A 23,113-nucleotide genomic window follows, 5' to 3' on the forward strand; every position below is an offset into this window, starting at 1 on the left:
TCTCCTGTAGGAGCTGTCGAGTGAAACGAGGCGGCGATTCTTTCAGGCAATGAAGATCTGGAGCAAGATCAAAAATCGCCGCCTCGTTTCACTCGACAGCTCCTACAGGGATACGGGGGAAAGCGGGAATACGGGGGTCAGTTGTTGAGTTCGAGCTGGCCGTCCCATCCGCCGCCCAGCGCCGCAATCAATTGCACGCTGGCGATCAGCCGGCTCTGCAACAAGTCCAGCATATTGCGTTCATTGTTCAGCGCCGTGGCCTGCACCACGACCACATCCAGGTAAGCAATCAAGCCGGCCTTGTACTGGTTCTGGGTCAGGCGCAGGGATTCACGCGCCGCGTCCAGTGCCTGTTGACGCACGGCGGACTCGTCTTCCAGGACCTTGAGCTGCACCAGGTAGTTTTCCACCTCGCGGAAACCGTCGAGCACTGTCTGACGGTACTTGGCCACGGTTTCGTCATAGGCCGCTTCGCTGCGGTCGACTTCCGCCGAACGCTGGCCGCCGTCGAACAAGGTCATCGCCAGTTGCGGGCCGACCGACCAGAAGCGGTTCGGCACACTGATCCAGTTCGAAGAGGTGCTGCTGCTGTAACCACCGTTCAAACTCAACGTCAGGTCCGGGTAATAAGCGGCCTTGGCCACGCCGATGTTGGCGTTGGCCGCCATCACCGAGCGCTCGGCGGAGGCGATGTCCGGGCGACGTTCGAGCAATTGCGAAGGCAGGTTCAGCGGCACGTCGGGCAGCAACGGGATGTCCGTGGTTTCTGCGAGGCTGAACTCAGCGGGCGGCAGCCCGATCAGTACGGCGATAGCGTTCTCGAACTGGGCGCGCTGCCAGATCAGATCGACCAACTCGGCCTCGGTGCTCTTGAGCTGAGTGGTGGCCTGTGCCACCGCGTCCTTGCCGGAAACACCGGCGCGGTACTGGTTTTCGGTCATTTTCAGCGAGCGCTGATAGGCCTCGACCGTCGCTTGCAGCAGGCGCCTTTGCTCATCGATCACGCGCAATTGCAGGTAGTTCTGCACCAGCTCCGACTGCTGGCTCAAACGCATCGCTGCCAGATCGGCAAAACTTGCCTCGGCGTTGGCGGTGTCGGCCTCAAGGCCTCGGCGCAATTTACCCCAGACATCGGCCTCCCAACTGACCCCGGCCTGGGCCGTGTAGGTGTTGCGAATACCGCTGGAGGAACTGCTCAGGCTCGAACTGCTGCTGCCGGTGCCCTGGCTGGAACGGTTTTTCCCGACGGTCAGGTCCACCGTCGGGAAGAAAGCGCCGCGGGCACTGCGCACCAGCGCCTGGGCCTGACGGTACTGGGCTTCGGACTGAGCGACGGTCTGGTTGGCGCTGTTGAGTTTATCGATCAGGCCGTTGAGCTGTTGATCGCCATACAGCTCCCACCAGGCACCCCGGGCCAGGGAATCGCTCGGGTTGGCCTGACGCCAACCGGCCGCTTCCTTGTACTGCACCGGCGCGGCGGCCGTCGGGCGCTGGTAATCCGGGCCGATGGCGCAGGCACTGAGCAGCGCCACGCACAGCGACAGGCTCAACAAACGCGAGCCTCTGGCCGTAATCAGCGGTGCAGACAGGTTGATAAGCGAACGGTCAGTCATAGCGGAGTTTCCAGAGCAGCATCAGTACGCACCCCACGCCATTTATTGAAACGATGGCGCAGTTTGTCGAGATAGAGGTAAACCACCGGGGTGGTGTAAAGGGTCAGCACCTGACTGAAGATCAGCCCGCCAATGATGGTCAGGCCCAGCGGCTGGCGCATTTCCGCACCTTCGGCACGGCTCAGCAGCAGCGGCAACGCCCCGAGGATCGCGGCCAGCGTGGTCATCAGAATCGGACGCAGACGTTGCAGGCACGCGCTGCGAATTGATTCCAGGGGTTCCAGGCCCTTTTGCCGCTCCAGTTGCAGCGCGAGGTCGATCATCAGAATGGCGTTCTTCTTCACCACCCCGATCAGCAAAAACAGCCCGAGCAACGAGATCAGGCTGAACTCGCCGCCCAATGCATAGATCGACAACAACGCACCGACCCCGGCCGACGGCAAGGTCGAGAGAATGGTCAGCGGATGAATGTAGCTTTCATACAACACGCCCAGCACCAGATACACCGCCACCAGCGCGCCAAGAATCATCCACGGCTGGCTCTTTTGCGTGGCGGCAAAGGCATCGGCTGTACCGGCCATTTTCACGATGACGTCTTCCGGCATGCCGAGCTTGGCAATCGCCCGTTCGATGGCCGCACTGCCCTGCTCCACGGTCACGCCTTCGGCCATGTCGAAGGAAATGCTTTCGGAGGCGAACTGGCCTTCGTGGCTGACGCGGTCATCTTCCAGGCTGTTTTCGTAATGGGCGATGGTCGATAGCGGAATCCGCGCGCCGTCGGCGGTGATCACCTGGACCTGCTTGAGGGTGATCGGGTCCTGGGCGTACTTCGGATTGACCTCCATCACCACCTGATACTGGTTAAGGCTGTCGTAGATCGTCGAAATCTGCCGCTGGCTGTAGGCGTTGTTCAACACGGCGGTGACCATGTCCATATCGACGCCCAGGCGTTTGGCCTGATCGCGGTCGACGATCAAGGTCACTTGCTGCGCGCCGCGCCCTTCACGGGCATCAATCGCGGTCAGCTCCGGCAACGCCTTGAGCGCGGTGACGACTTTCGGGTACCACTGGCGCAATTCACCAAGGTCGGCGCTTTGCAGGATGTAGGAATACTGCGAACTGGTCTGTTCACGACCACCGCCAAACTGCAGGTCCTGATCCGCCATCAGCATCAACTGTGCGCCGGGAACCTTGGGCATTTCCTTGCGCAGGCGTTCGATGACTTTTTGCGCGGACAAAGCCCGTTCCTTGATCGGCTTCAGACGCACCAGCATGAAGGCGTTGTTGGTGCCGTTAGTGCCACCAATGAAGCCGGCAACGCTTTCCACTGCCTCATCTTTCAACACGGCACGGCGGAAGATTTCCATTTTGGGCTGCATAACGCTGAACGACAGACCATCGTCGCCGCGCACGAAACCGATCAGTTGGCCGGTGTCTTGCTGAGGCAAAAATGTTTTAGGAACAACCACATACAGCGTAATATTAACGCCAACTGTCACGATCAAACTGAGCAACGTCAGACGACGGTGACGCAGCACCCAGTCAAGGCTGGTGGCGTATTTGCCGACCATCCACTCATTGGCGCGCTGGCTCCAGCGCTGCAAACGGTTTTCCTGACCCGGCGTATGTGGCTTGAGCCAACGGGCGCACAGCATCGGTGTCAGCGTCAGCGAGACCACCAGCGACACCACGATGGACGCCGCCAGCGTGATGGAAAACTCACGGAACAGGCTTTGGATGATGCCGCCCATAAACAGGATCGAGAGGAACACCGCCACCAGCGACACGTTCATCGACAGCAGCGTAAAGCCGACTTCCTGTGCCCCGAGGTAAGCGGCCTTCATCGGCGGCACGCCTTCGTCGATGTGCCGGGAAATGTTCTCCAGCACCACGATGGCGTCGTCCACCACCAGCCCGGTGGCTAAAATCAATGCCATCAACGACAGGTTGTTCAGCGAGAACCCGTAGAGGTACATCACCGCGAAAGTGCCGACCAGCGACACCGGCACCGCGAGGGTCGGAATCAGCGAGGCTCGGAAGTTACCGAGGAACAGGAACACCACCAGAATCACCAGCGCCACGGCAATCAGCAGGGTCATTTCCGCTTCGTGCAGGGTCGCCTTGATTACCGGCGAGCGGTCCATGGCCAGGTTCAGTTTGACGCTGGCTGGCAGCACGGCTTGCAGTGCCGGGAGCTGGGCCTTGATCTCGTTGACGGTCTCGATGATGTTGGCGCCGGCCTGGCGGTTGATCACCAGCAGCACTGCCGCGTCGTCGTTGAAGAAACCGCTGTTGTAGCGGTCTTCGACGCCGTCGCTGACCTTCGCCACATCCTTCAGGCGCAATGCTGCACCGCCGTTGTAGTGGATGATCAGCGACTCGTAGTCCTTGGCCTTTTCCAGTTGATCATTGGCCTGAACCTGCCACAAACGCTGACCGTCTTCGACCGAGCCCTTGGGCCGGCGCACGTTGGCGTTGGCGATGGTGTTACGCACATCGTCCAGCGCCACGCCGTACTGGTTGAGCGCCTGCGGTTCGAGTTCAATACGCACCGCCGGTAAAGAGCTGCCGCCGATTTGTACTTCGCCCACGCCTTGCACCTGGGACAGGCTCTGGGACAGGATCGTCGAGGCCAAATCGTAAAGCTGACCCTTTTCCAAAACGTCCGAGGTCAGCGACAGCACCATGATCGGCGCCTGGGACGGGTTGACCTTCTTGTAGGTCGGCATGCTGCGCATCCCGCTCGGCAGCAGGTTGCGCGAGGCGTTGATCGCCGCTTGCACTTCCCGCGCTGCGCCGTTGATGTCGCGGTCGAGGTCGAATTGCAGAATGACCCGGGTCGAGCCCTGGCTGGATCGGCTGCTCATGGTGTTGACCCCGGCAATGGCGCCGAAGGAGCGTTCGAGCGGCGTGGCCACGGTCGAGGCCATTACCTCCGGGCTCGCGCCGGGCAGACTGGCCTGAACCACGATCACCGGGAAGTCCATTTGCGGCAACGGCGACACCGGCAGCAGGCCGAAGCTCACCCCGCCCAGCAGCATGATCGCCAGGCTCAGCAACATGGTGGCGACCGGGCGCTTGATGAAAGGTCCGGAGAGGTTCATGGCTGCTCGACCACTTCCACGGACTCGGACTTGCGGCCCCAACGACGACCGAGGCGGTCGAAGTACAGGTAGATAACAGGCGTGGTGAACAGCGTCAGTACCTGACTCACCAACAAGCCACCGACCATCACCAGACCCAACGGCTGACGCAACTCAGCGCCAGAACCGGTGGCGAGCATCAACGGCACCGCGCCGAACAACGCCGCGAGCGTGGTCATCAGAATCGGCCGGAACCGCAGCAGCGCGGCTTGATAGATCGCCGTTTCCGGGTCCATGCCCTGATTGCGCTCGGCGTCGAGGGCGAAGTCGATCATCATGATCGCGTTCTTCTTCACGATACCGATCAGCAGGATGATGCCGATGATCGCGATCATCCCCAGGTCATTGCCACTTAACAGCAACGCCAGCAAGGCGCCGACCGCCGCCGAGGGCAAGGTCGAGAGGATGGTGATCGGGTGGATGTAGCTCTCGTAGAGCACGCCGAGCACGATGTACATGGTCACCACCGCCGCCAGAATCAGCAGCAAGGTGCTCGACAGCGAAGCCTGGAACGCCTCGGCCGCGCCCTGGAACTGGGTCTGCACGCCAATCGGCATGCCGATGTCCTTTTGCACTTGCTCGATGATTTGCACCGCATGCCCCAGCGCCACGCCGGGTGCGAGGTTGAACGACATCATCACCGCCGGGAACTGGCCGATGTGGGTGATCGCCAGTTGCGCCTGACGCTCTTCGATGTGCGCCAGGCTGGAGAGGCGCACTTGCCCGCCATCGGTGGTCTTGACGTGAATCTGGTTCAGCGCGTCCGGGCCGATTTTCTCGCCGGACTGCGACTGCAGGACCACGCGATACTGGCTGGCCTGGGTGTAAATGGTCGAAATTTGCCGTTGGCCGAAGGCGTCGTACAGCGCGTCGGTGATGTTCGACACCGATACGCCGACCCGCGACGCGGCATCGCGGTCGATCACCAGGTAAACCTGCAAGCCTTTGTCCTGAAGGTCACTGGCGACGTCGGTCAGTTCCGGCCGTTGGGCCAAAGCCTCGACCAATCGACTGCTCCACAGGCTGAGCAGCTCGGAATCCGGCGACGACATGCTGAACTGGTACTGCGTACGGCTGACCCGGTCCTCGATGGTCAGGTCTTGTACCGGCTGCATGAACAGACGGATACCGACCAGTTTGTCGAGTTCCGGTTGCAGGCGGGCAATCACCTCGGTGGCGCTCAAGTCGCGATTGCTGTGTGATTTGAGGTTGATCAGCAGGCGACCGCTGTTCAACGTCGAGTTATCGCCATCGACACCGATGTAGGACGACAGGCTTTCGACGGCAGGATCCGCGAGGATCACTTTCGCCAGTTCCTGCTGCCGCTCGCTCATCGCCGCAAAGGAAATCGACTGCGGCGCCTCGGAAATCCCCTGAATCACCCCGGTGTCCTGCACCGGGAAGAAGCCCTTCGGCACCACCATGTAAAGGAACACGGTCAGCGCCAAAGTGCCGATGGCCACCAGCAACGTCAGCGGTTGATGCTTGAGAACCCACTTTAACTTACGCCCGTAAGCCGCGATCATCCAATCAATTGCTTCGCCGCTGGCCCGGTAGAAACGGCCCTGCTCTTCTTCCTTGGGTTCACGCTTGAGCAGCCGCGCGCACATCATCGGTGTCAGGGTCAACGACACGACCAGGGAAATCAGGATCGCCACCGCCAGGGTGATGGCAAATTCGCGGAACAGGCGCCCTACCACGTCGGCCATGAACAGCAGCGGAATCAGTACCGCGATCAGCGACAGCGTCAGGGAAATCAGGGTAAAGCCAATCTGCTTGGCACCCTTGAGCGCCGCGTTCAACGGGCTGTCGCCCTCTTCGATGAACCGGGAAATGTTCTCCAGCATGACGATCGCATCGTCCACCACAAAACCGGTGGCGATGGTCAGCGCCATCAAGGTCAGGTTGTTCACCGAGAAACCGGCGAGGTACATCACGCCGAAGGTGCCGATCAGCGACAGCGGCACAGCCACCGATGGAATGATCGTGGCGCTGGCCCGGCGCAGGAACAGGAACGTCACCATCACCACCAGCGCGATGGCGATCAGCAGCTCGTGTTGCACGTCGGTGACCGATGCGCGGATGGTCTGGGTGCGGTCGGTCAGTACGGTGACCTCGAGACCGGCCGGCAGGTTGTCGGTGATGCTCGGCAGCAAGGCCTTGATCCGGTCGACCACCTCGATGACGTTGGCCCCCGGCTGACGCTGAATATTCAGCAACACCGCCTGATTCTCATTGGCCCAGGCCGCCAGGCGCTCGTTCTCTGCGCCATCGACGATTTCCGCCACGTCCTTGAGCCGCAACGGCGCGCCGTTGGTGTAGGCCAGGATCAGGTTGGCGTAATCCTTGGGCGAGGTCAGTTGATCGTTTGCATCGAGCATCGAGACCCGGGTCGGGCCGTCGAAATTGCCCTTGGGCTGGTTGACGTTGGAGGCACCGATCAGGGTGCGCACGTCCGACAGGTTCAGGCCGTTGGCCGCCAGGGCTTCAGGGTTGACCTTGATCCGTACCGCCTGACGCTGACCGCCGGCAATGCTGACCATGCCGACGCCACTGATCTGCGCGATTTTCTGTGCCATGCGCGTATCGACCAGGTCATTGAGCTTGGGCAACAGCATGGTTTTGGAGGTGATCGCCAGGGTCAGCACCGGGGTGTCCGCCGGGTTGACCTTGTTGTACACCGGTGGTGCCGGCAGGTCCTTGGGCAGCAGATTGGTCGCGGCGTTGATCGCGGCTTGCACCTGCTGCTCGGCGACGTCCATGTTGATGTCGAGGCTGAACCGCAGGGTCAATACCGAAGCGCCGCCGGAGCTGGTCGAAGCCATTTGGGTGAGCCCCGGCATCTGCCCGAACTGACGTTCGAGCGGCGCGGTGACGGCGCTGGTCATGACGTCCGGGCTGGCGCCGGGATAGAGGGTCATCACGCGAATGGTCGGGTAATCGACCTGAGGCAAGGCCGATACCGGCAACAGCCGATAGGCGATCACACCGGCCAGAATAATGGCCAGCATGCTCAGGGTCGTGGCGACCGGGCGAAGGATGAACAGCCGCGAGATGTTCATGCGCCGCCCTTTTTCGCCTTGTCGGTGGTCGCCGGCTCAGTCGCATCGGCCGCCGATTTACCTTGCAGGTGCCCGGTCGGGGTGGTCGGCACATCCTTGGTGTCGTTGACCACTTCCACTTCGCTGCCTTCCTTCAGGCGGTCGGTGCCTTCCAGGACGACACGATCGCCGGCAACCAGGCCTTCGGTAATCACGGTGTTGTCACCATCGCTGGCGCCGACTTTCAACTGGCGGATCGTGACTTTCTTGTCGCCATCCATCGCATAGACGAAGGTGCCGTTGGTGCCGAATTGAATCGCTGCCGACGGCGCGAGTACCACGCCTTTGAGGGTGTCGGCCAACAGGTGGACGTTGACGAACTGATTGGGGAACAGCGCCTGATCACGGTTTTCGTAGCGCGCCTTGAATTTCAAAGTGCCGGTGGTGACGTCGATCTGGTTGTCGAGGCTCTGCAATACACCGGTGGCCTGTATTTGGGTGTCGCCACGGTTCCACGCTTCGGCGGGCAATTTGGCGCCGCTGCGATAGCGGGTCAGCACCACGTCGAGGCTGTTTTCCGGCAAGGTGAACGCCACGCTGATCGGCTGGGTCTGGGTGATGATCGCCAGCGCCGTGGTGTCGTTGGCCGCCACCAGGTTGCCGACGTCGAGTTGACGCAGGCCCACACGCCCGGTTATCGGCGCACGGATTTTGGTGAATTCGAGATTGAGCTTGGCGTCGTTGACCGCTGCCTGATTGGTCTTGACCGTGCCTTGGTACTGGCCGACCAGCGCTTCGGCGGTGTCCAGGGTTTGCTTGGCGATGCTGTCTTCGCGGTACAGGTTGCGATAACGCTCGACATCGACCTGCGCGTTTTTCAGTTGCGCCTGATTCTGCAACAAGGTGCCTTCGGCCTGTAGCAAGGCGTTCTGGTAAGGGCGCGGATCGATTTCCGCCAGCAAGTCACCGGCCTTGACCATCTGCCCTTCTTCGAACGATACCTTGATCAGCTCGCCGCCCACCCGGCTGCGCACATTAATGGTGTTCAGCGCCGTTACGGTGCCCAACGCCTTGTAATACAGCGGGAAGTCACCCTTGACCGCCGGCGCCACACGCACCGGAACCGGCCCGGTCGCCCCGCCGAAACCCGGACGCATGCCACCCGAACGGCCAGTGTGCCCGGCCACGGCTTTTTGTCCGTTGCCTTCTTTTGGCGCAGCACTGCCAGGCCAGAATTTCCAGCACAGGCCGGCGATGACCAACAGGACAAGCAGGCCGAACAGCCAGCGACGAGGACTACGGGGAGCAGAGGATTGCATTGAATGATCAACCATTGGGCGCGTGGGCTTTTTCTACGGGAGGCTGAACGATAAGCACTGGCGGGGATTTAGCAAAGCGCCTTTACCGGCAATTTACCTTCGGCTTACGTAACAGGAGATTTATCTAAGACACTGAAGCACAAATGAAAACGGCCTGGACAGGGCCAGGCCGTTAACAATTGTAAAGGTATGCTTATTTCAGAACAGCGAGTGCCGCTTCGTAGTTCGGTTCTTCAGCGATTTCCTTGACCAGCTCGCTGTGCAGCACGTTGTCGTTCTCGTCCAGTACCACAACGGCACGGGCGGTCAGGCCTTTGAGTGGGCCATCGGCAATCGCAACGCCGTAGTTCTCGATGAACTCGGCACCGCGCAGGGTCGACAGGTTCTGCACGTTTTCCAGGCCTTCGGCGCCGCAGAAACGGGCCTGGGCGAACGGCAGATCAGCAGAGATGCACAGCACCACAGTGTTGGCGACGTCATTGGCCTGGGCGTTGAACTTGCGCACCGACGTGGCGCAGGTCGGGGTGTCGACGCTTGGGAAGATGTTCAGCACTTTGCGCTTGCCGGCGAAGCTCGCCAGGGTCACGTCGGACAGATTGCCGGCAACCAGGGAAAAGGCTGGCGCCTTGGAACCGGCTTGTGGCAATTGGCCGTTGACTTGAACCGGGTTGCCTTTGAGAGTGACTTGAGCCATGAACGGAGTCCTTCTGAACGTTGATGTGGAAAATTCGACGAGGCAGAAGTTAAGCATGAAATGGGGGTGAGGGCCTATGGGGAAATGAAATCTTGGATAGTTGTCACACAGCGAAGTGTGCTTGTCCGCTGACAATCAATATTATTGCTGGCAGGCATCGAGTGTTACGGGACAACTCACCCCCTGAGCCTCAGGGGGCAAGCCTAGCAATTTACACTTCAACTCTTTTTACGACCTCGATAGGAGGCTTAAGCACCATCCCCTCTTGAAAACGCAAGGTCACGTCAAGCGGTCCAAAATATGGATTGTCCGGATTTTTATAACGTACTCTCAACCCCTTGACCCCACCGGTCATCTTCGCCGTCTTATTTTTCGCTGACGACAAACCGTCAAGGCTCGACTTGCCAAATATGTTTTCTACTAATTCTTCTTCCTCTATAAAATCAATATCGTAAGGCGCACCCTCAGGACATGAAACACTTACAATCTTGCTCGACTCAAGAAATTTATAATTCTCATCTTCCAGGCTATAGAACTCCAAGGCGTAAAACTCATTGTAATACAATAACAAATCTTGCCGACCATAATCTTCGCCGTTCAATTTGTATGACGTAAAATACGTCATATCATAAGGCGCAATAAAAAGCCCCAAGGAAGATGTTGCACCTTCCGTAGCAAATTCCAAGACATACTTTCCTATACGGCGATCGTCAAAATCAGGTCTAACTGTAATAGGCTCACCCTGACCGTTCGGAGACCCATACCAATAAGCATTAGAAAGACCGGGAGCAAAGACAGAAAAACCCTTTAAATCCAGCGGTGCTTTCATCCTCAACTTAAACAACTTTAACGTCCCTAGTGCAGCTACAACCATGCTGCCGGTTCTATAGTCAACCGGGTATCGAAAGTCCGGACGATCCCAATCTCCCCTCAGAACCTCAAATGAAGTGCACGACTCAAAAAAATCCGAAGTATTACTACTTTTTTCTACGTTGAGCTGACCACTACCGGCCCCCAACTCATATTTACTCTCAGGTATTTTATTACTCATGACCGCTTCCTCGTTTTCGTTTTCGTTTTCGTTTAAGGAGCACTGAAACACTAAAGCCCAGCGCGCATCGCCACCACATATAATTTTTCTAGAAACCCGCTTACACTTAAAATACCTAGACAATCTCAATTGGAACTTTCAACACGCCAAAATCTTTAACCTGCACATCCATATAAACCTTCCGACCTACGCCCCCACCAGTATCCCGGGCCCGTATAGTTTTTTTCGCCCCCCCTGCCGCAGGCGAACCAATCTCCACAAACTCGTCAGAAGGAGGTAGCAACTCGATAGCAATCCCTTGTTCTGCAACGCCGATAAACTTGCACTTCCAGCCCACAAAAACGCTGTCTTCAGTTTTTGGCCTGATAGAAAGTTCGTAGCTTTTATTGAATTTAAGCAATAAGGAATTCGCCCCATGATTCACGCCGTCGCACCAGATACTCAGTCCGCCCGTAGGCAACCCTCTGAGGTACCTGAACGTCCAGGACGCTGTAACCGCGCCACCGTAGTCCAGACACAACTGATGGCGCTTGAGCGACGCGGGATTATCCACTCCCTTAATTTCGACCACAGTGGAAGCCTTCATCTCAAACGGAGCAGGCAACACGACTGAGGGATTTTCAGCGTCGCCCTCCCACTTGAATGCAACTGTCCTTCCAATAAGCGGGCTTGAATCGGGCACTTTCAGCGTCAAACTTGCGGAGTCTTTGGTGAGCGTCAGGCCCTCACCCTCAAGGTCAACCGGAGACAAACTTCCACCCTGTGGGGTGATGTCGAAGGCACTCAATTCATCGTTTAATTTGGGCGACAGAACAACAACCGGCTCCATAACCAGCTTCGCATCCTGCCCGTAACCAACTTCCGCAATGAAAGTACCGCTTCGGCTAACAGGGCCGGTAAACGCCCATTGATACTGAGTTGTTGATTCGCCAAATGGGGGCCGACAAGTCACATCACTCACAGGCAGCGTGCCTCCCCCATACTTCATCGCCAGGGGTTTACCGGCAATGGGGCTGGTTGTCTTAGGCACCAATGAAAATGTGCCCGGCTGGCCGCGCAACAGCACAACCCCTTGAGCCGGCAGTGGCTTGCCGGCAAACAGGAGGTCGGCTTCGTCGCGCAGGTTGGCCGACAGCACGGTACTGAGCGCAAGGGTGGTCAACGTAACGCCGCTCGGACCGGCCACTGTAAAGTGGAAGGTGCCGCTTTTAGTCGCGGGGGCCGTGATGCGCCAGCTATGAGGCTTGGTCGCCTGATCCAGTGCTGGTACGCATTGAAAGTCCCCTGCGACCAAACCGGTGCCACTGCCCCATCGCAAGCTCATCAGCAGATCGGCCACCGGACTGCCGGCTTTGGGCTCCAGGGTCAACGTTCGCGGCTTGCCCCGGATGAACACCTTGCCTTCGGCCGGGATGACGGCGCCATCCAGCTTGACGGTCACGTCGGCCTCAAGGTTGCGCGACAACAACATGCAAACGGCCAGTTGCCCCAGCGTCACCCCTCCCGGGCCGACCAGTTTCAACTGGAACGTACCGCTCTTGGTGGCGGAACCGGTAATTTGCCAACTATTGAGTTTTGTGGCCAGGTCAAGCGCCGGGGTGCACGTCAGATCTGCTTTGACCAATCCCGTGCCGGCATGCCATTGCAGGCTTTTCATCAAGTTGGCGAGCGGGCTGCCCACCTTCGGCACCAGGGTCAGGGTTCTTGCAACGCCTCTGGTGAAAACCGTATTGTCCGACAGCTCCACATCGTCGACCAAGAACGCCCCCTCATCGGCGAAGTTTTTCGACAGCAACACACACTCTGGCAATTCAATGGGCGTACTCATGCCCTCGCCAACGAACCCGAATTGGCACATGCCGCTCTTGTCTGCGGGGCCGGTGATGCTCCAGCTGCGGCCTTCGGTATAAGTGTCCAGGGCAGGTTCGCAAGTAAACGCTTCGGGCTCCAGTTCCCCTGTGATCCATTGCAACTTCAGAGGTAGACGGCCCAGTGGACTGCCCGATTTGGCAACCACTGTCAGCGTTTGTGCTTCCCCCCGGAAGAAGACCCACCCTTCGACCGGGATTTCCACGCCGTCGATCCGCACATCGGCTTCGTCATTCAGATCAGTCGACAACAAGGCATTGAGTGCCAGCGTAAGCGGCACGGCAATGCCCTGGCACGTGAATATCAGCTGGAAAGTTCCACTCTTGTTGGACCCGGTGACGCTCCAGCGATGATCTGGCGTTGAAACGCCAAATCCAGGGTTGGACACCAAGTCTGCCTCATCGAGACCACTGGTGATCACGCGTGTCAGCGTCACCCCAAGGCCTTCTGTTACCGAACTGCCCTCCGTGGGCACAAAGGTAATAACACCAGGTCGACCGCGGAAGAAAAAGTTGACGCCCGACGTGACAGGTTTGCCGTCAATCCGGACCTCCACTTCATCAGCAAGATTGTTTGCAAGCACCCGCCCGTCGTGCTCCCAAGGCTGGGCCACTTCCTGGCTATAGATGACTAACTTGACTCGACCACTCTTCTGCTCGTTCGAGGTGAGGGTCCATTTGAACTCTCCGGACACTGGATCCGGTTGCTGCCATACAGTGTCCGCAGGCACGGCAACAATGTTCAGCCCTTCCTCATTAATCAACGCCAGCCTGAGTGTTTTTGCGATTGCCGGCTCAACTTTTACGGTCACTTCATTCGCTTGCCCACGACGCAATAGAACGGATGAACGCCACGGTACGAGTACATTGTTTACTTTCAGCTCCGCTTCTTTCCAGGGACTATCGGCGTACACCTTGATTGGAAAACTGTGTTCGACCCACGTGTCGTTATAGGGATTAAACACCTTGGCCGAAATCGACTGTTCGCCGTCCGCTGTGAAGGTGTGACTGAATGTGCTCCAGCCCAGATCGTTGGTTTTTTTGGAGACTGCGGGTTCCCCACCAACGAACCACTGAACCTCGACATCTTTCAGTAGTTTTTGGGTGTAGGCAGACACGACCTGGACCTCGGCGGTGACTTCATCACCGATCAGTGGCGCACCGATCGGATTGCGCCTGCCCAGGAATTCACGCAGGTAATGCCCCAACTTCACCGGAATACTGTAGGGCTCGGCGGTAAACTCGGTCTGTATCCTGCAATCGAAGGCGAGCTCTTCGCCGTCGTTCGGACAATTGACCTTCCACTCACATCCCTGCTCCGAAAACTTCTGGTAATCGCCAGACGCGGGGACGGTCTGGAACGGAAGGGTTTGCCCGGCAGCGGGATTTACGCTGACGCCGTGTCCGACCCACGGGCTGCTGGCTTCGCCGACTGCGGTGAGCGTATGCCCGCGCTCGCCTGAAGCCCCGTAACAAAAATAAACGGGAGAAGTTTCGGTAGCTCCGATTTTAAGATTCGAGGTCATGACACGTTTCCGATAGTTGGAAGTGGACAAAAAACTGGCCACTCGACTATCGAGAAATAAAGCAGCGGGGGGCACTGTCAGAAATGACAGTTTATAAGATCCATTCACAATAAATGTTCGAGAAATACCGTTGTCTTGGAATAAGGGCTTGAGCCACGTTGTTCCGATGACGGGCAATATCTTTGGGAAGCGCTGTCGATTTAAACCTCGGCCAATCGACCATGCTGTGAGTCACTCACATCCATTGGAGACAACCCCATGCGATTCATGATCATTGTCAAAGCCAGCCCCGACTCCGAGGCCGGCGTCATGCCCAGAGAAGAACTGTTGACCGCAATGGGCAATTACAACGAGGAGCTGATCAAGGCCGGGATCATGCTGGCCGGCGAAGGCCTGCATCCGAGCAGTAAAGGCGCGCGCGTGCGTTTTTCCGGCGACAAGCGCACGGTGATTGACGGCCCGTTTATCGAGACCAAGGAATTGATCGCCGGCTACTGGCTGTGGCAAGTGAAGTCGAAAGAGGAAGCGATCGAATGGGTCAAGCGCTGCCCTAACCCGATGCCGGGTACCGAAGCTGAGATCGAGATCCGCCAGGTGTTCGAGGCGGAGGATTTTGGGGCCGAGTTCACACCGGAACTGCGGGAGCAGGAGGAGCGGCAACGAGAGCAGATGGACAAGCGCTGAGCCCCGCCATAGCGCCGCGATCACGTCCAGGTCCTGTGCCATTGAACGGACGTGATCGGGAGTTCTACGTTCACACGTTTAACCTGATACTTATCAGGGTTAAACGATATTAATGGTTCTTGGAGAACTAGGTTTTCCGCGAACAAAGGTGTGGGCTGTAATCACACCGACCAATTCCCCCTGTTTAAACTGTATAGAGCTGGATGCATTTTCACCGGTGAATTCAAGTTTCAGACGACTACCGTCTGCCCTAAGCCATTCAACCTTAACCCCCTTCTTCAACTGAACACCTTTCATGGATCTAGTCGTCAGTGTTTTTGAATTGCCAACCGTCTGCAGAATAATGGTTGTCAGTATGACACCACCGTCTTGATAGCCCACGTCCACTGGCAGATCAATAAATTCTAGCGGGATACTCTCCAGACTCAATCTGATTGATAGATTTCCATCCGTTTCGTCACCGCAATCCAGGCTCCAACGAGCAACGGGGTTAAGTGTTTGAGATCCTTCTGGCGGTTCGAACACTGGAACCAGTTTCGGCGGTGTCGCCGCATCCGAAGACAATTCAATGTTCTGGCCTATTAACGGGCTACCGCGAAGAGGTTCCACCTCAATTAAATTACTGCTACCCCTCACCGCATAAACAATATCTCCAGACTTGAGCTCTGAGCCATTAATCCGGATGACTAACTGTTCAATTGGCTTGGGCGACATGACCTGACACGAAATTTCCAATGGCATATTCAATTGCCGACTCATTAGAACGAGCACAAGAGCACCGCTCTTTCCAACTTCCGGACTGATTTTATAACTTAACTTTCCGTCGACCAGCTCGTGCCAGGATTCCAACTCCGGTTTCACCAGGAGTTTAACGCCCTCATTATTATCCACGACCGCCAGATAAATCTCTTCGGCGACTTCCGGTGTGGCTTCTATATCGAGAGTATTGTCCTCTCCATAAAGCAGGGCGATTGTCTCGTTCGGCAATACCGGCTTGCCGTTGAAAAGAATCGTGGCCTCGTCCCAGGAACGATCGGGGGCTGATTTTTTATTGGGCTGGTTCATCATGGTGTGTTCTCGATAATCGTCGGTGATTGAAAACTGGGCATTTAACTATCAGCGAAAAACACGCCGCCGAAAACTGTCACAAATCACAGGTCGCAAAGACTGATCGGCAATATGCCGGCTGCTTTTTATTCAAATACGGAATGCCATCCCACGTTTTGTTTGAAGCGCTTGATCATCATCAACAACCACTACACAGGCGGACAAATGCGCCCTTCGACTGGATTACCCGCCGACAACTGCTAACGTCATCAGACATGTCCTACAGGCTTGATAGGAAAGAGATTACGCATAACGGCCGCCAAGTGCCGAGTAGGCCAATGAGCCACCAAGGAACCGGGGAATCATGTCGAACACTCCAGGAGCGAGCGCCCTTTTGTTGGCGGTTTCAATAACGTCCGCCGTGTGTGCCCAGGCGGACAACGCTGACACGGCCAACAAAAGTAACAACCCGTTGAACCTCGCACCGGGGATGAACCTGCAGGACTATTACACCCCGAAGTACTACGACTCGAATATCCACACCAACGATTTGCTGGTGCGCGGGACGCTGCCGATTGCACCCAACGATTTCATCGGCGTCCCGCAATTGCTGCGCGCCACCGCACCGATCAGCACCCGTCCCGATCCGCACGGTGGCTACAGCACCGGCGAAGGCGATCTGAACCTGTTTGATATCTTCCTGCTCAAGACCGAAGGCGTGCAGTTGGGCATTGGCCCGATGATCACCGCGCCCTACGCCGATCGGGACGAGCTCGGCACCGGCAAGTGGCAAGCGGGGCTGGCGGCCATTGCGATTGATTCATCGCCCCGTGGCTTGCTCGGTGCGTTAGTGCAATACCAGAGTTCTTTTGCCGGCGACAGCGACCGCCCGCATGTCGAATCGGCAACCCTGCAGCCGTTTGTCATTCACAACCTCGATAGAGGCTGGTACCTGCGCTCCACTGCCATCTGGACCTTCGACCTGAAAAACGACACCCATTACATCCCCCTCGGTCTGGGTGCCGGCAAGGTCTGGAAATCCGGCTCCAATATTCTCAACGCCTTCATCGAGCCGCAGTGGACCGTCGAGCGCAAGGGCGATGGCTTGCCGCAGTTCACGCTGTTCGCGGGGATCAACGTCACCTTCGGCAAATAAGGACCCTATTTATGCACGGTGCAATTCGCGCAGCCGGTTACAGCTTGATGAGCATGTTTGTCAGTTGCGGCGTTGGCGCTCAAGACGTCAGCGTCAGTCAAAAGACCGGATTCACCGCCAGCCCGGAAGAAGCGCGGGCCATCGCCAAGGAAGCTTATTTGTACGGCTACCCGGTGGTGGAAATGTACAAGACCCTCTACACCCAGGCGGTCGACAAGAAGAGCCCGAACTTCAAGGCACCGCTCAACCGGATCGGCAACACCGCACAGGCTTTCACCGCCAAGGACACGGCCTTCGTCACGCCCAACGCCGACACGCCCTACTCGTTTATCTGGATGGATCTGCGTGCCGAGCCGGTGGTGCTGACCCTGCCGCCCATCGAAGAACACCGTTACTACTCGGTGCAACTGATCGACGCCTACACGCAGAATTTTGCATATCTGGGCACCCGCAGCACGGGCAACGCCGGCGGGCATTTCATGATCGCCGGGCCGAACTGGCAAGGTCAGCAACCGGTTGAAATCGACCGTCTGCTGCGCAGTGAAACCAACATTGCCTACGCGCTGTATCGCACGCAATTGTTCGACGAAAAAGACCTGGGCAAGGTCAAGGGTATCCAGAAGGGCTACAAGATCGAGCCGCTGAGCCACTACGTTAAACAAAAGGCCCCGCCTGCCGCGCCGAAGGTCGACTGGCCCAAGCCCACGCCGACCATGAGCGAAACCCCGGAGCTGTTCGGCTACCTGAATTTCATGCTGTCGTTTGCCCCGCCCCAGGACGCGGAAAAAGACTTGCTGGCGCGCTTCGCCAAAATCGGCATCGGAGCCGGCAAACCGTTCAAACCCAACGAGCTGCCTGCCAGTCAGCGCAAAGCCCTGGAAGACGGCATCGCCGACGCCAAGGCCGAATTAGCACAGTTTAAAAAGGACAAGGTCGACAGCCATCAGGTCAGCAGCGGCGATTTGTTCGGCACCCGCGACCACCTCAACGGTAACTACCTGTACCGCTACGCCGGCGCCAACATGGGGATCTTCGGCAACTCTGCCGAGGAGGCGAATTACATCGGCTATTTCGTCGATAAGGACGGCCAGCCGGTCGACGCCTCGAAACACGATTACACGCTGCATTTCGACAAGGGCGCCCTGCCCCCGGCCGACGCGTTCTGGTCGCTGACGATGTACGACGGCAAGAACAAATTGCTGGTCGCCAACCCGTTGAATCGTTACCTGATCAACTCGCGAATGCTGCCGGATCTCAAGCTGGATGCCGACGGCGGCCTGACCCTCTATGTGCAGCACAAAGCCCCGCCCAAAGACCTGCAAAGTAATTGGCTGCCAGCGCCGAACGGGCCTTTCTACGGTGTCCTGCGCCTGTACCTGCCAAGACCGGAAGTCTCCAGCGGCGAGTGGAAAATGCCCTCGTTGACGCCAGTCACCCCACAAAATCAATAAGCGGAGCCAGCCATGGTCAGGTCTTTTGTGGTACGTCCTTTGTTGGCCCTCTGCGTGGTCGGCAGCAGCCCGCTGGTACTGGCGGCAGAAGGCGGTGGCGGTCGGCCGATGACCGGCTTGCAGGTATTTTCCAATGCCGGGATCGTGCCACCGGAACCCGGCTGGGTGATGTCGTTGAGCAGTTTCTGGTACGACGGCGAGCTCAAGGGCAACGTGCAAGTGCCTATCGTTGGCGCCTTGAGTGCCGGCCTGGACCTGAAAGTGTCTTACACCATGGCCAACTTCACCCATGTCTGGGACACCGGCAAGGGTCGCTGGAACTACGCGTCGGCGATTGGCGTGCCGGTGCAGTACACCGACATTACCGCGAGCGTCACCGGGCCTCGTGGCCGGACGCTGGGAACGGAAGATACCGGCACCCAGTTCGCCGACCTGCTGGTGACGCCCATTGCCGCCGGCTACCACTTCGACGAGGTCAACCACCTCTCGTTGTCCTTGCCGATCTACCTGCCGACCGGCGCTTACAACGATGATCGCCTGGCCAACGCCGGGCAGAACACCTACACCTTCATGCCCACCGTGGCCTTCACTCACCTCGACGGCAAGGGCGGCGAGTTCACCTTGTCTGGCGGGCTTGAGTTCTACACCGAAAACGACGCCACGGACTACAAGAACGGCAACCTCTTCACCCTCGATGCGCTATGGACCCACGGCTTCGGCAACGGCTGGAACGCCGGCATGGCCGCGGGCTACATCCAGCAGCTCACCGACGACTCCGGGTCAGGCGCCAACAGCGGCTTTCGCGGACGCTCGGTGGGCGCCGGTCCGACGGTGGGCTGGGCCGGCAAATTCGCCGACGCCCAGGCCAGCGTCAACGCTCGCTGGATCCCGGAGTTCGACACCAAGAACCGGCCTGAAGGCAACGGATTCAGCGTCAACCTGACTTTGGCGTTCTTCTAGAAGTGAACAGGGATCGCCAGTTTTATCGATCAACCTGCCAACGCCTTTGGCGACTTGAATAAGGCCCCTCAATGACCGCACTCAACGACCTCAACGCCCTGCAAGCCAGTATCGCTGAAGCGGTGCTGGGCCAGGATCAAGTGATCCGGCAGATTCTGCTGGGCCTTCTCGCTAACGGCCATTTGCTCCTGGAAAGCTTGCCCGGGCTGGCCAAGACCCGCACGGTGAAAGCGCTGGCCAAACACCTGGACGCGAAGATGAGCCGCATCCAGTTCACGCCTGATCTCCTGCCGTCGGACATCACTGGTGCCGAAGTGCTGCACCAGATCGATGGCAAGAACGAGATCCGATTCCAGCCCGGCCCACTGTTCGGCAACCTGATTCTGGCCGACGAAATCAACCGCGCACCGGCCAAGGTCCAGGCAGCCCTGCTGGAAGCGATGGAAGAACGGCAAATCACCGTGGCCGGCAACAGCCATGGGCTGCCGGAGTTGTTCATCGTGGTCGCCACCCAAAACCCCATCGAACAGGAAGGCACTTACCCGCTTCCGGAAGCGCAGATGGACCGTTTTCTGATGAAGGTGCTGCTCGATTACCCGAGTGCGGAAAACGAGAGCCAAGTGCTGCGACTGCTGCGTGAAGAGGAGTTTGCGACAGGCGCCAAGACCGCGCCGGTGCAGGGTTTCGCGCTGTCGCAGGACGTGATTTTCGCTGCACGCCGGGAAGTCAGCGCCATCCATGTGTCCCCGGCCATCGATCGTTACCTGATCGACCTGATCAACGCCACCCGCCATCCGACGGATTACGACGCGGACCTGGGCCGCTGGATCGCCATCGGCGCCAGCCCGCGCGGCGGCATCGGTCTGGACCGTTGCGCCCGTGCCGATGCCTGGTTGCAGGGGCAGGATTTTGTCTCGCCGGACAACGTGCGCGCCGTGGTGCATCCGGTGCTGCGTCATCGTTTGCAGCTGAGTTATGACGCGGTCGCCGATGGCGTCACGGCCGATCAGGTACTGGATCGCCTGCTCGATAACGTTGCGATTCCTGCCTGATGTTGAGAATAAAAAGTGTCGACGGTCTGGTCTATGTCTCTCTCGCGCAATTGATGGCGCTGGAATTCAAGGCCCGTGACCTGAGTTTCCTCGCACGCCAGCCGCAAGGCAGCATCCTCGCTGGCAACCACGCTTCGCGGCTGCGGGGGCGCGGGCTGAATTTCGATGAGTTGCGCCGCTATCAACCGGGGGACGACTTGCGCCACCTCGATTGGCGCGCCTCGCTGCGCACCGGCAAACCGGTGGTGCGCACGTTCACCGAAGAGCGCGATCGCCCGGCGTTGATCCTCGTGGACCAGCGCATGTCGATGTTTTTCGGCTCGCAACGCAGTTTCAAATCCGCGGTTGCCGCCGAACTCGGCGCACTGGCGGCGTGGATGGTGTTCAACGCGGGCGACCGGGTTGGAGGGTTGGTATTCAACGACTCACGGATCGACGCGATTGCCCCGTTGCGCAGCCGCAAACGGATCGAAGCGCTGTGCAGTCGCATTGTCCAGCAGAATCAGGCATTGAGCGCGGCCAACCCGGACGCCGAGGGCGAGGATCAGCTCGATAAAGTCCTGCAACAGTGCCTGGCAGTGGCCGGTCACGATCACCTGATCTGCATCGTCAGCGACTTTGCCGGTGCGGGCGAACGCACCTTGCAACTGATGCGGCAACTGGCGGCGCATAACGATGTGATTGCCATGCAGGTGTACGACCCGTTGGCGTTGAACCTGCCGAAAAATGGTCGTTTGCTGATTACTCAAGGTCAGTTGCAAGTCGAGCTGGCGGTCGAGCAACGCAGTGTTCATCAGCCGCTGGGGGATTTCCTCAGCGGTCGGCTCAAGGACGTCGCCACGCTGCTTCGGCGCAGTCAGGTGCCGTTGATGATGTTCAGTACGGCGACCGAGGCGCAGGCACAACTGCGCGCGGAACTGGGCAAACTCGGCGGGGGGCGGCGATGAATCCCAACGTGCCGAGTATTGAGCAACTCAAGGAAATGGCCCTGCCGGCGCCCGTCAGTTATGCGCCGCAGACGTGGGGCTGGTGGGTGTTGTTGGCGGTGTTGATGGCTGCTGTGTTGGTGGTGGGTGCGCGGCGGTTTTGGCAGTGGCGGCGGGATCGGTATCGGCGCGAGGCGCTGGTGCGGTTGGCTGAACTGCAAAGCAGCGATGATCAAATCAGCGCTCTGCGCGAACTCCCCGAACTGCTCAAACGCGTAGCCCTGTCGATGCCCTCAAATTGGAACACACCCTCTGTAGGAGCCGGCTTGCCGGCGATGGGGCCCTTGAGATTTGCACAGCCCTCGCGGACGCCATCGCCGGCAAGCCGGCTCCTACAAGGTCCTGCGGCGTTAGGTAATGAGCGTTGGCAGGCATTTCTGGCGCAGCACAGTGCGCAGCCGTTGCCGGCGGATTTCAGCCGGCAATTAGCGTTGCTGGCCTATGCGCCGGATGCAACATTGCTGGCGTTGCCCAATGATCAGCGTCAGCAGCTGTTCGACACCTGCAAACACTGGGTGGAGTCGCACCATGTGGCAGCTTGATTACCCCTGGCTGTTACTGCTCCTGCCGTTGCCCTGGTTGGGTTACCGCTACCTGCCCGATTACCGCGAAGCCCGCAGCGCCGTGCGGGTGCCGTTTTTTGGCGCCATGAGCCGCGCGGTCGGACAGGCGCCAAGCGCCGCCGGCACACGCAACAATCGCTGGCAATTGCTCCTGAACCTGCTGGTCTGGGCGCTGTTGCTGCTCGCGGCCGCACGCCCGGTGTTGGTGGAAAAACCCATCGAACGCCAGCAACCGGTGCGCGATCTGATGCTGGCCATCGACATCTCCCAGTCAATGGAAACCACTGATTTCACCGATGCCAACGGGCAGAAGATCAATCGTCTGGCGGCGGTCAAGGACGTGGTCCACGGTTTTATCGACAAGCGTAAAGAAGATCGCCTGGGCTTGATCGTGTTCGGCAGCGGCGCGTATCCGCAGGCGCCGCTGACACTCGATCACGCCAGCCTGTCACTGTTGCTGGACGACACCGGCATCGGCATGGCCGGACCCAACACCGCCATCGGCGATGCGATTGGCCTGAGCCTGAAGTTGCTGGATCAGGCCCACGAACAGGAAAAAGTCCTGATCCTGCTCACCGACGGCAACGACACCAGCAGCGCCATCACCCCGGATCACGCGGCGTCGATGGCCGCCGCCAAGGGTGTGGTGATTCACACCATCGGCATTGGCGAACCGAGCGCCGAAGGCGAAGCCAAGGTCAACCTGCAAGGCTTGCAGCAGATCGCCGACGCCACGGGTGGCAAGTTCTTCCGCGCCGAAGACCGCACCGCGCTGGATCAGGTTTACAGCACCCTCGACACGCTGACCCCGCACCAGGTGAAAACCCTCAGCCACCAACCGAAAAGGGATCTGTTCTGGTGGCCGCTCGGCGCCGCTATCGGTTTGCTCGCGCTCTACCACCTCGGCGCCCTGCTGCGTCCGCACCTGAGCCTCGCGCGTCAGCGGCAGGAGGCTTGAG

The 23,113-nt window shown here is 58.7% G+C and carries 16 protein-coding genes; 8 read left to right on the forward strand and 8 right to left on the reverse strand.

Annotation, left to right across the window (positions count from 1 at the left end):
* Nucleotides 1-137: 137 nt before the first annotated feature.
* The 7 genes from KGB25_RS05695 to KGB25_RS05725 form a co-directional block, all read right to left on the reverse strand.
* Nucleotides 138-1,613: an efflux transporter outer membrane subunit gene (locus tag KGB25_RS05695; RefSeq protein ID WP_008030212.1), complete on the reverse strand. Its 1,476-nt coding sequence runs from the start codon at nucleotides 1,611-1,613 to the stop codon at nucleotides 138-140.
* Nucleotides 1,610-4,717 carry an efflux RND transporter permease subunit gene (locus KGB25_RS05700; protein WP_223434558.1) on the reverse strand — a complete coding sequence of 1,036 codons (3,108 nt, stop codon included), beginning with the start codon at nucleotides 4,715-4,717 and terminating at the stop codon, nucleotides 1,610-1,612. The genes KGB25_RS05695 and KGB25_RS05700 overlap by 4 nt, the downstream gene beginning before the upstream one ends.
* On the reverse strand, nucleotides 4,714-7,818 hold the full coding sequence (locus KGB25_RS05705; RefSeq protein ID WP_008030209.1) for an MdtB/MuxB family multidrug efflux RND transporter permease subunit: 3,105 nt from the start codon (nucleotides 7,816-7,818) through the stop codon (nucleotides 4,714-4,716). The genes KGB25_RS05700 and KGB25_RS05705 overlap by 4 nt, the downstream gene beginning before the upstream one ends.
* A complete protein-coding gene (locus KGB25_RS05710) occupies nucleotides 7,815-9,131 on the reverse strand; it encodes an MdtA/MuxA family multidrug efflux RND transporter periplasmic adaptor subunit (RefSeq protein WP_223434559.1) in 1,317 nt (438 codons plus the stop codon). Before KGB25_RS05710 ends, KGB25_RS05705 begins: the two co-directional genes overlap by 4 nt.
* Before the next feature lie 178 nt (nucleotides 9,132-9,309).
* Entirely contained in the window at nucleotides 9,310-9,810 is a 501-nt protein-coding gene (gene tpx / locus KGB25_RS05715; RefSeq protein ID WP_008030203.1) for a thiol peroxidase, read from the reverse strand.
* 211 nt (nucleotides 9,811-10,021) lie between these two features.
* Complete coding sequence (locus KGB25_RS05720; RefSeq protein ID WP_223434560.1) at nucleotides 10,022-10,861, reverse strand: hypothetical protein; 840 nt, start codon at nucleotides 10,859-10,861, stop codon at nucleotides 10,022-10,024.
* A 115-nt stretch (nucleotides 10,862-10,976) separates the two neighbouring features.
* On the reverse strand, nucleotides 10,977-14,255 hold the full coding sequence (locus KGB25_RS05725) for a hypothetical protein (RefSeq protein ID WP_223434561.1): 3,279 nt from the start codon (nucleotides 14,253-14,255) through the stop codon (nucleotides 10,977-10,979).
* A gap of 258 nt (nucleotides 14,256-14,513) precedes the next feature.
* Here KGB25_RS05725 and KGB25_RS05730 point away from each other — a divergent pair, with 258 nt between their 5' ends.
* A complete protein-coding gene (locus KGB25_RS05730) occupies nucleotides 14,514-14,939 on the forward strand; it encodes a YciI family protein (protein ID WP_223434562.1) in 426 nt (141 codons plus the stop codon).
* Between the two features lie 99 nt (nucleotides 14,940-15,038).
* Here KGB25_RS05730 and KGB25_RS05735 read toward each other — a convergent pair whose 3' ends face one another.
* The gene (locus tag KGB25_RS05735; RefSeq protein WP_223434563.1) at nucleotides 15,039-16,007 is read right to left on the reverse strand and encodes a hypothetical protein; all 969 of its coding nucleotides are present in this window, start codon (nucleotides 16,005-16,007) and stop codon (nucleotides 15,039-15,041) included.
* 343 nt (nucleotides 16,008-16,350) lie between these two features.
* Between KGB25_RS05735 and KGB25_RS05740 the strand changes: the two genes are divergently transcribed.
* The 7 genes from KGB25_RS05740 (at nucleotide 16,351) to KGB25_RS05770 (ending at nucleotide 23,112) form a co-directional block, all read left to right on the forward strand.
* The gene (locus tag KGB25_RS05740; RefSeq protein WP_008036310.1) at nucleotides 16,351-17,142 is read left to right on the forward strand and encodes a hypothetical protein; all 792 of its coding nucleotides are present in this window, start codon (nucleotides 16,351-16,353) and stop codon (nucleotides 17,140-17,142) included.
* Between the two features lie 11 nt (nucleotides 17,143-17,153).
* Nucleotides 17,154-18,593, forward strand: coding sequence for a DUF1254 domain-containing protein (locus tag KGB25_RS05745; RefSeq protein ID WP_411740542.1), 1,440 nt, complete (start codon nucleotides 17,154-17,156; stop codon nucleotides 18,591-18,593).
* Between the two features lie 12 nt (nucleotides 18,594-18,605).
* Nucleotides 18,606-19,553 (forward strand): transporter, encoded by a 948-nt coding sequence (locus tag KGB25_RS05750; RefSeq protein WP_223434564.1) that lies wholly within the window; start codon nucleotides 18,606-18,608, stop codon nucleotides 19,551-19,553.
* Nucleotides 19,554-19,624: 71 nt separating this feature from the next.
* A complete protein-coding gene (locus KGB25_RS05755; protein ID WP_008036331.1) occupies nucleotides 19,625-20,605 on the forward strand; it encodes an AAA family ATPase in 981 nt (326 codons plus the stop codon).
* Nucleotides 20,605-21,552 carry a DUF58 domain-containing protein gene (locus KGB25_RS05760; protein ID WP_223434565.1) on the forward strand — a complete coding sequence of 316 codons (948 nt, stop codon included), beginning with the start codon at nucleotides 20,605-20,607 and terminating at the stop codon, nucleotides 21,550-21,552. The genes KGB25_RS05755 and KGB25_RS05760 overlap by 1 nt, the downstream gene beginning before the upstream one ends.
* Nucleotides 21,549-22,133 (forward strand): DUF4381 domain-containing protein, encoded by a 585-nt coding sequence (locus tag KGB25_RS05765; protein ID WP_223434566.1) that lies wholly within the window; start codon nucleotides 21,549-21,551, stop codon nucleotides 22,131-22,133. Before KGB25_RS05760 ends, KGB25_RS05765 begins: the two co-directional genes overlap by 4 nt.
* Nucleotides 22,120-23,112 (forward strand): vWA domain-containing protein, encoded by a 993-nt coding sequence (locus KGB25_RS05770; protein ID WP_223434567.1) that lies wholly within the window; start codon nucleotides 22,120-22,122, stop codon nucleotides 23,110-23,112. The genes KGB25_RS05765 and KGB25_RS05770 overlap by 14 nt, the downstream gene beginning before the upstream one ends.
* Nucleotide 23,113 lies beyond the last annotated feature (1 nt).

This window comes from Pseudomonas sp. BF-RE-21 (assembly GCF_019947305.1).
GTDB lineage: Bacteria > Pseudomonadota > Gammaproteobacteria > Pseudomonadales > Pseudomonadaceae > Aquipseudomonas > Aquipseudomonas migulae.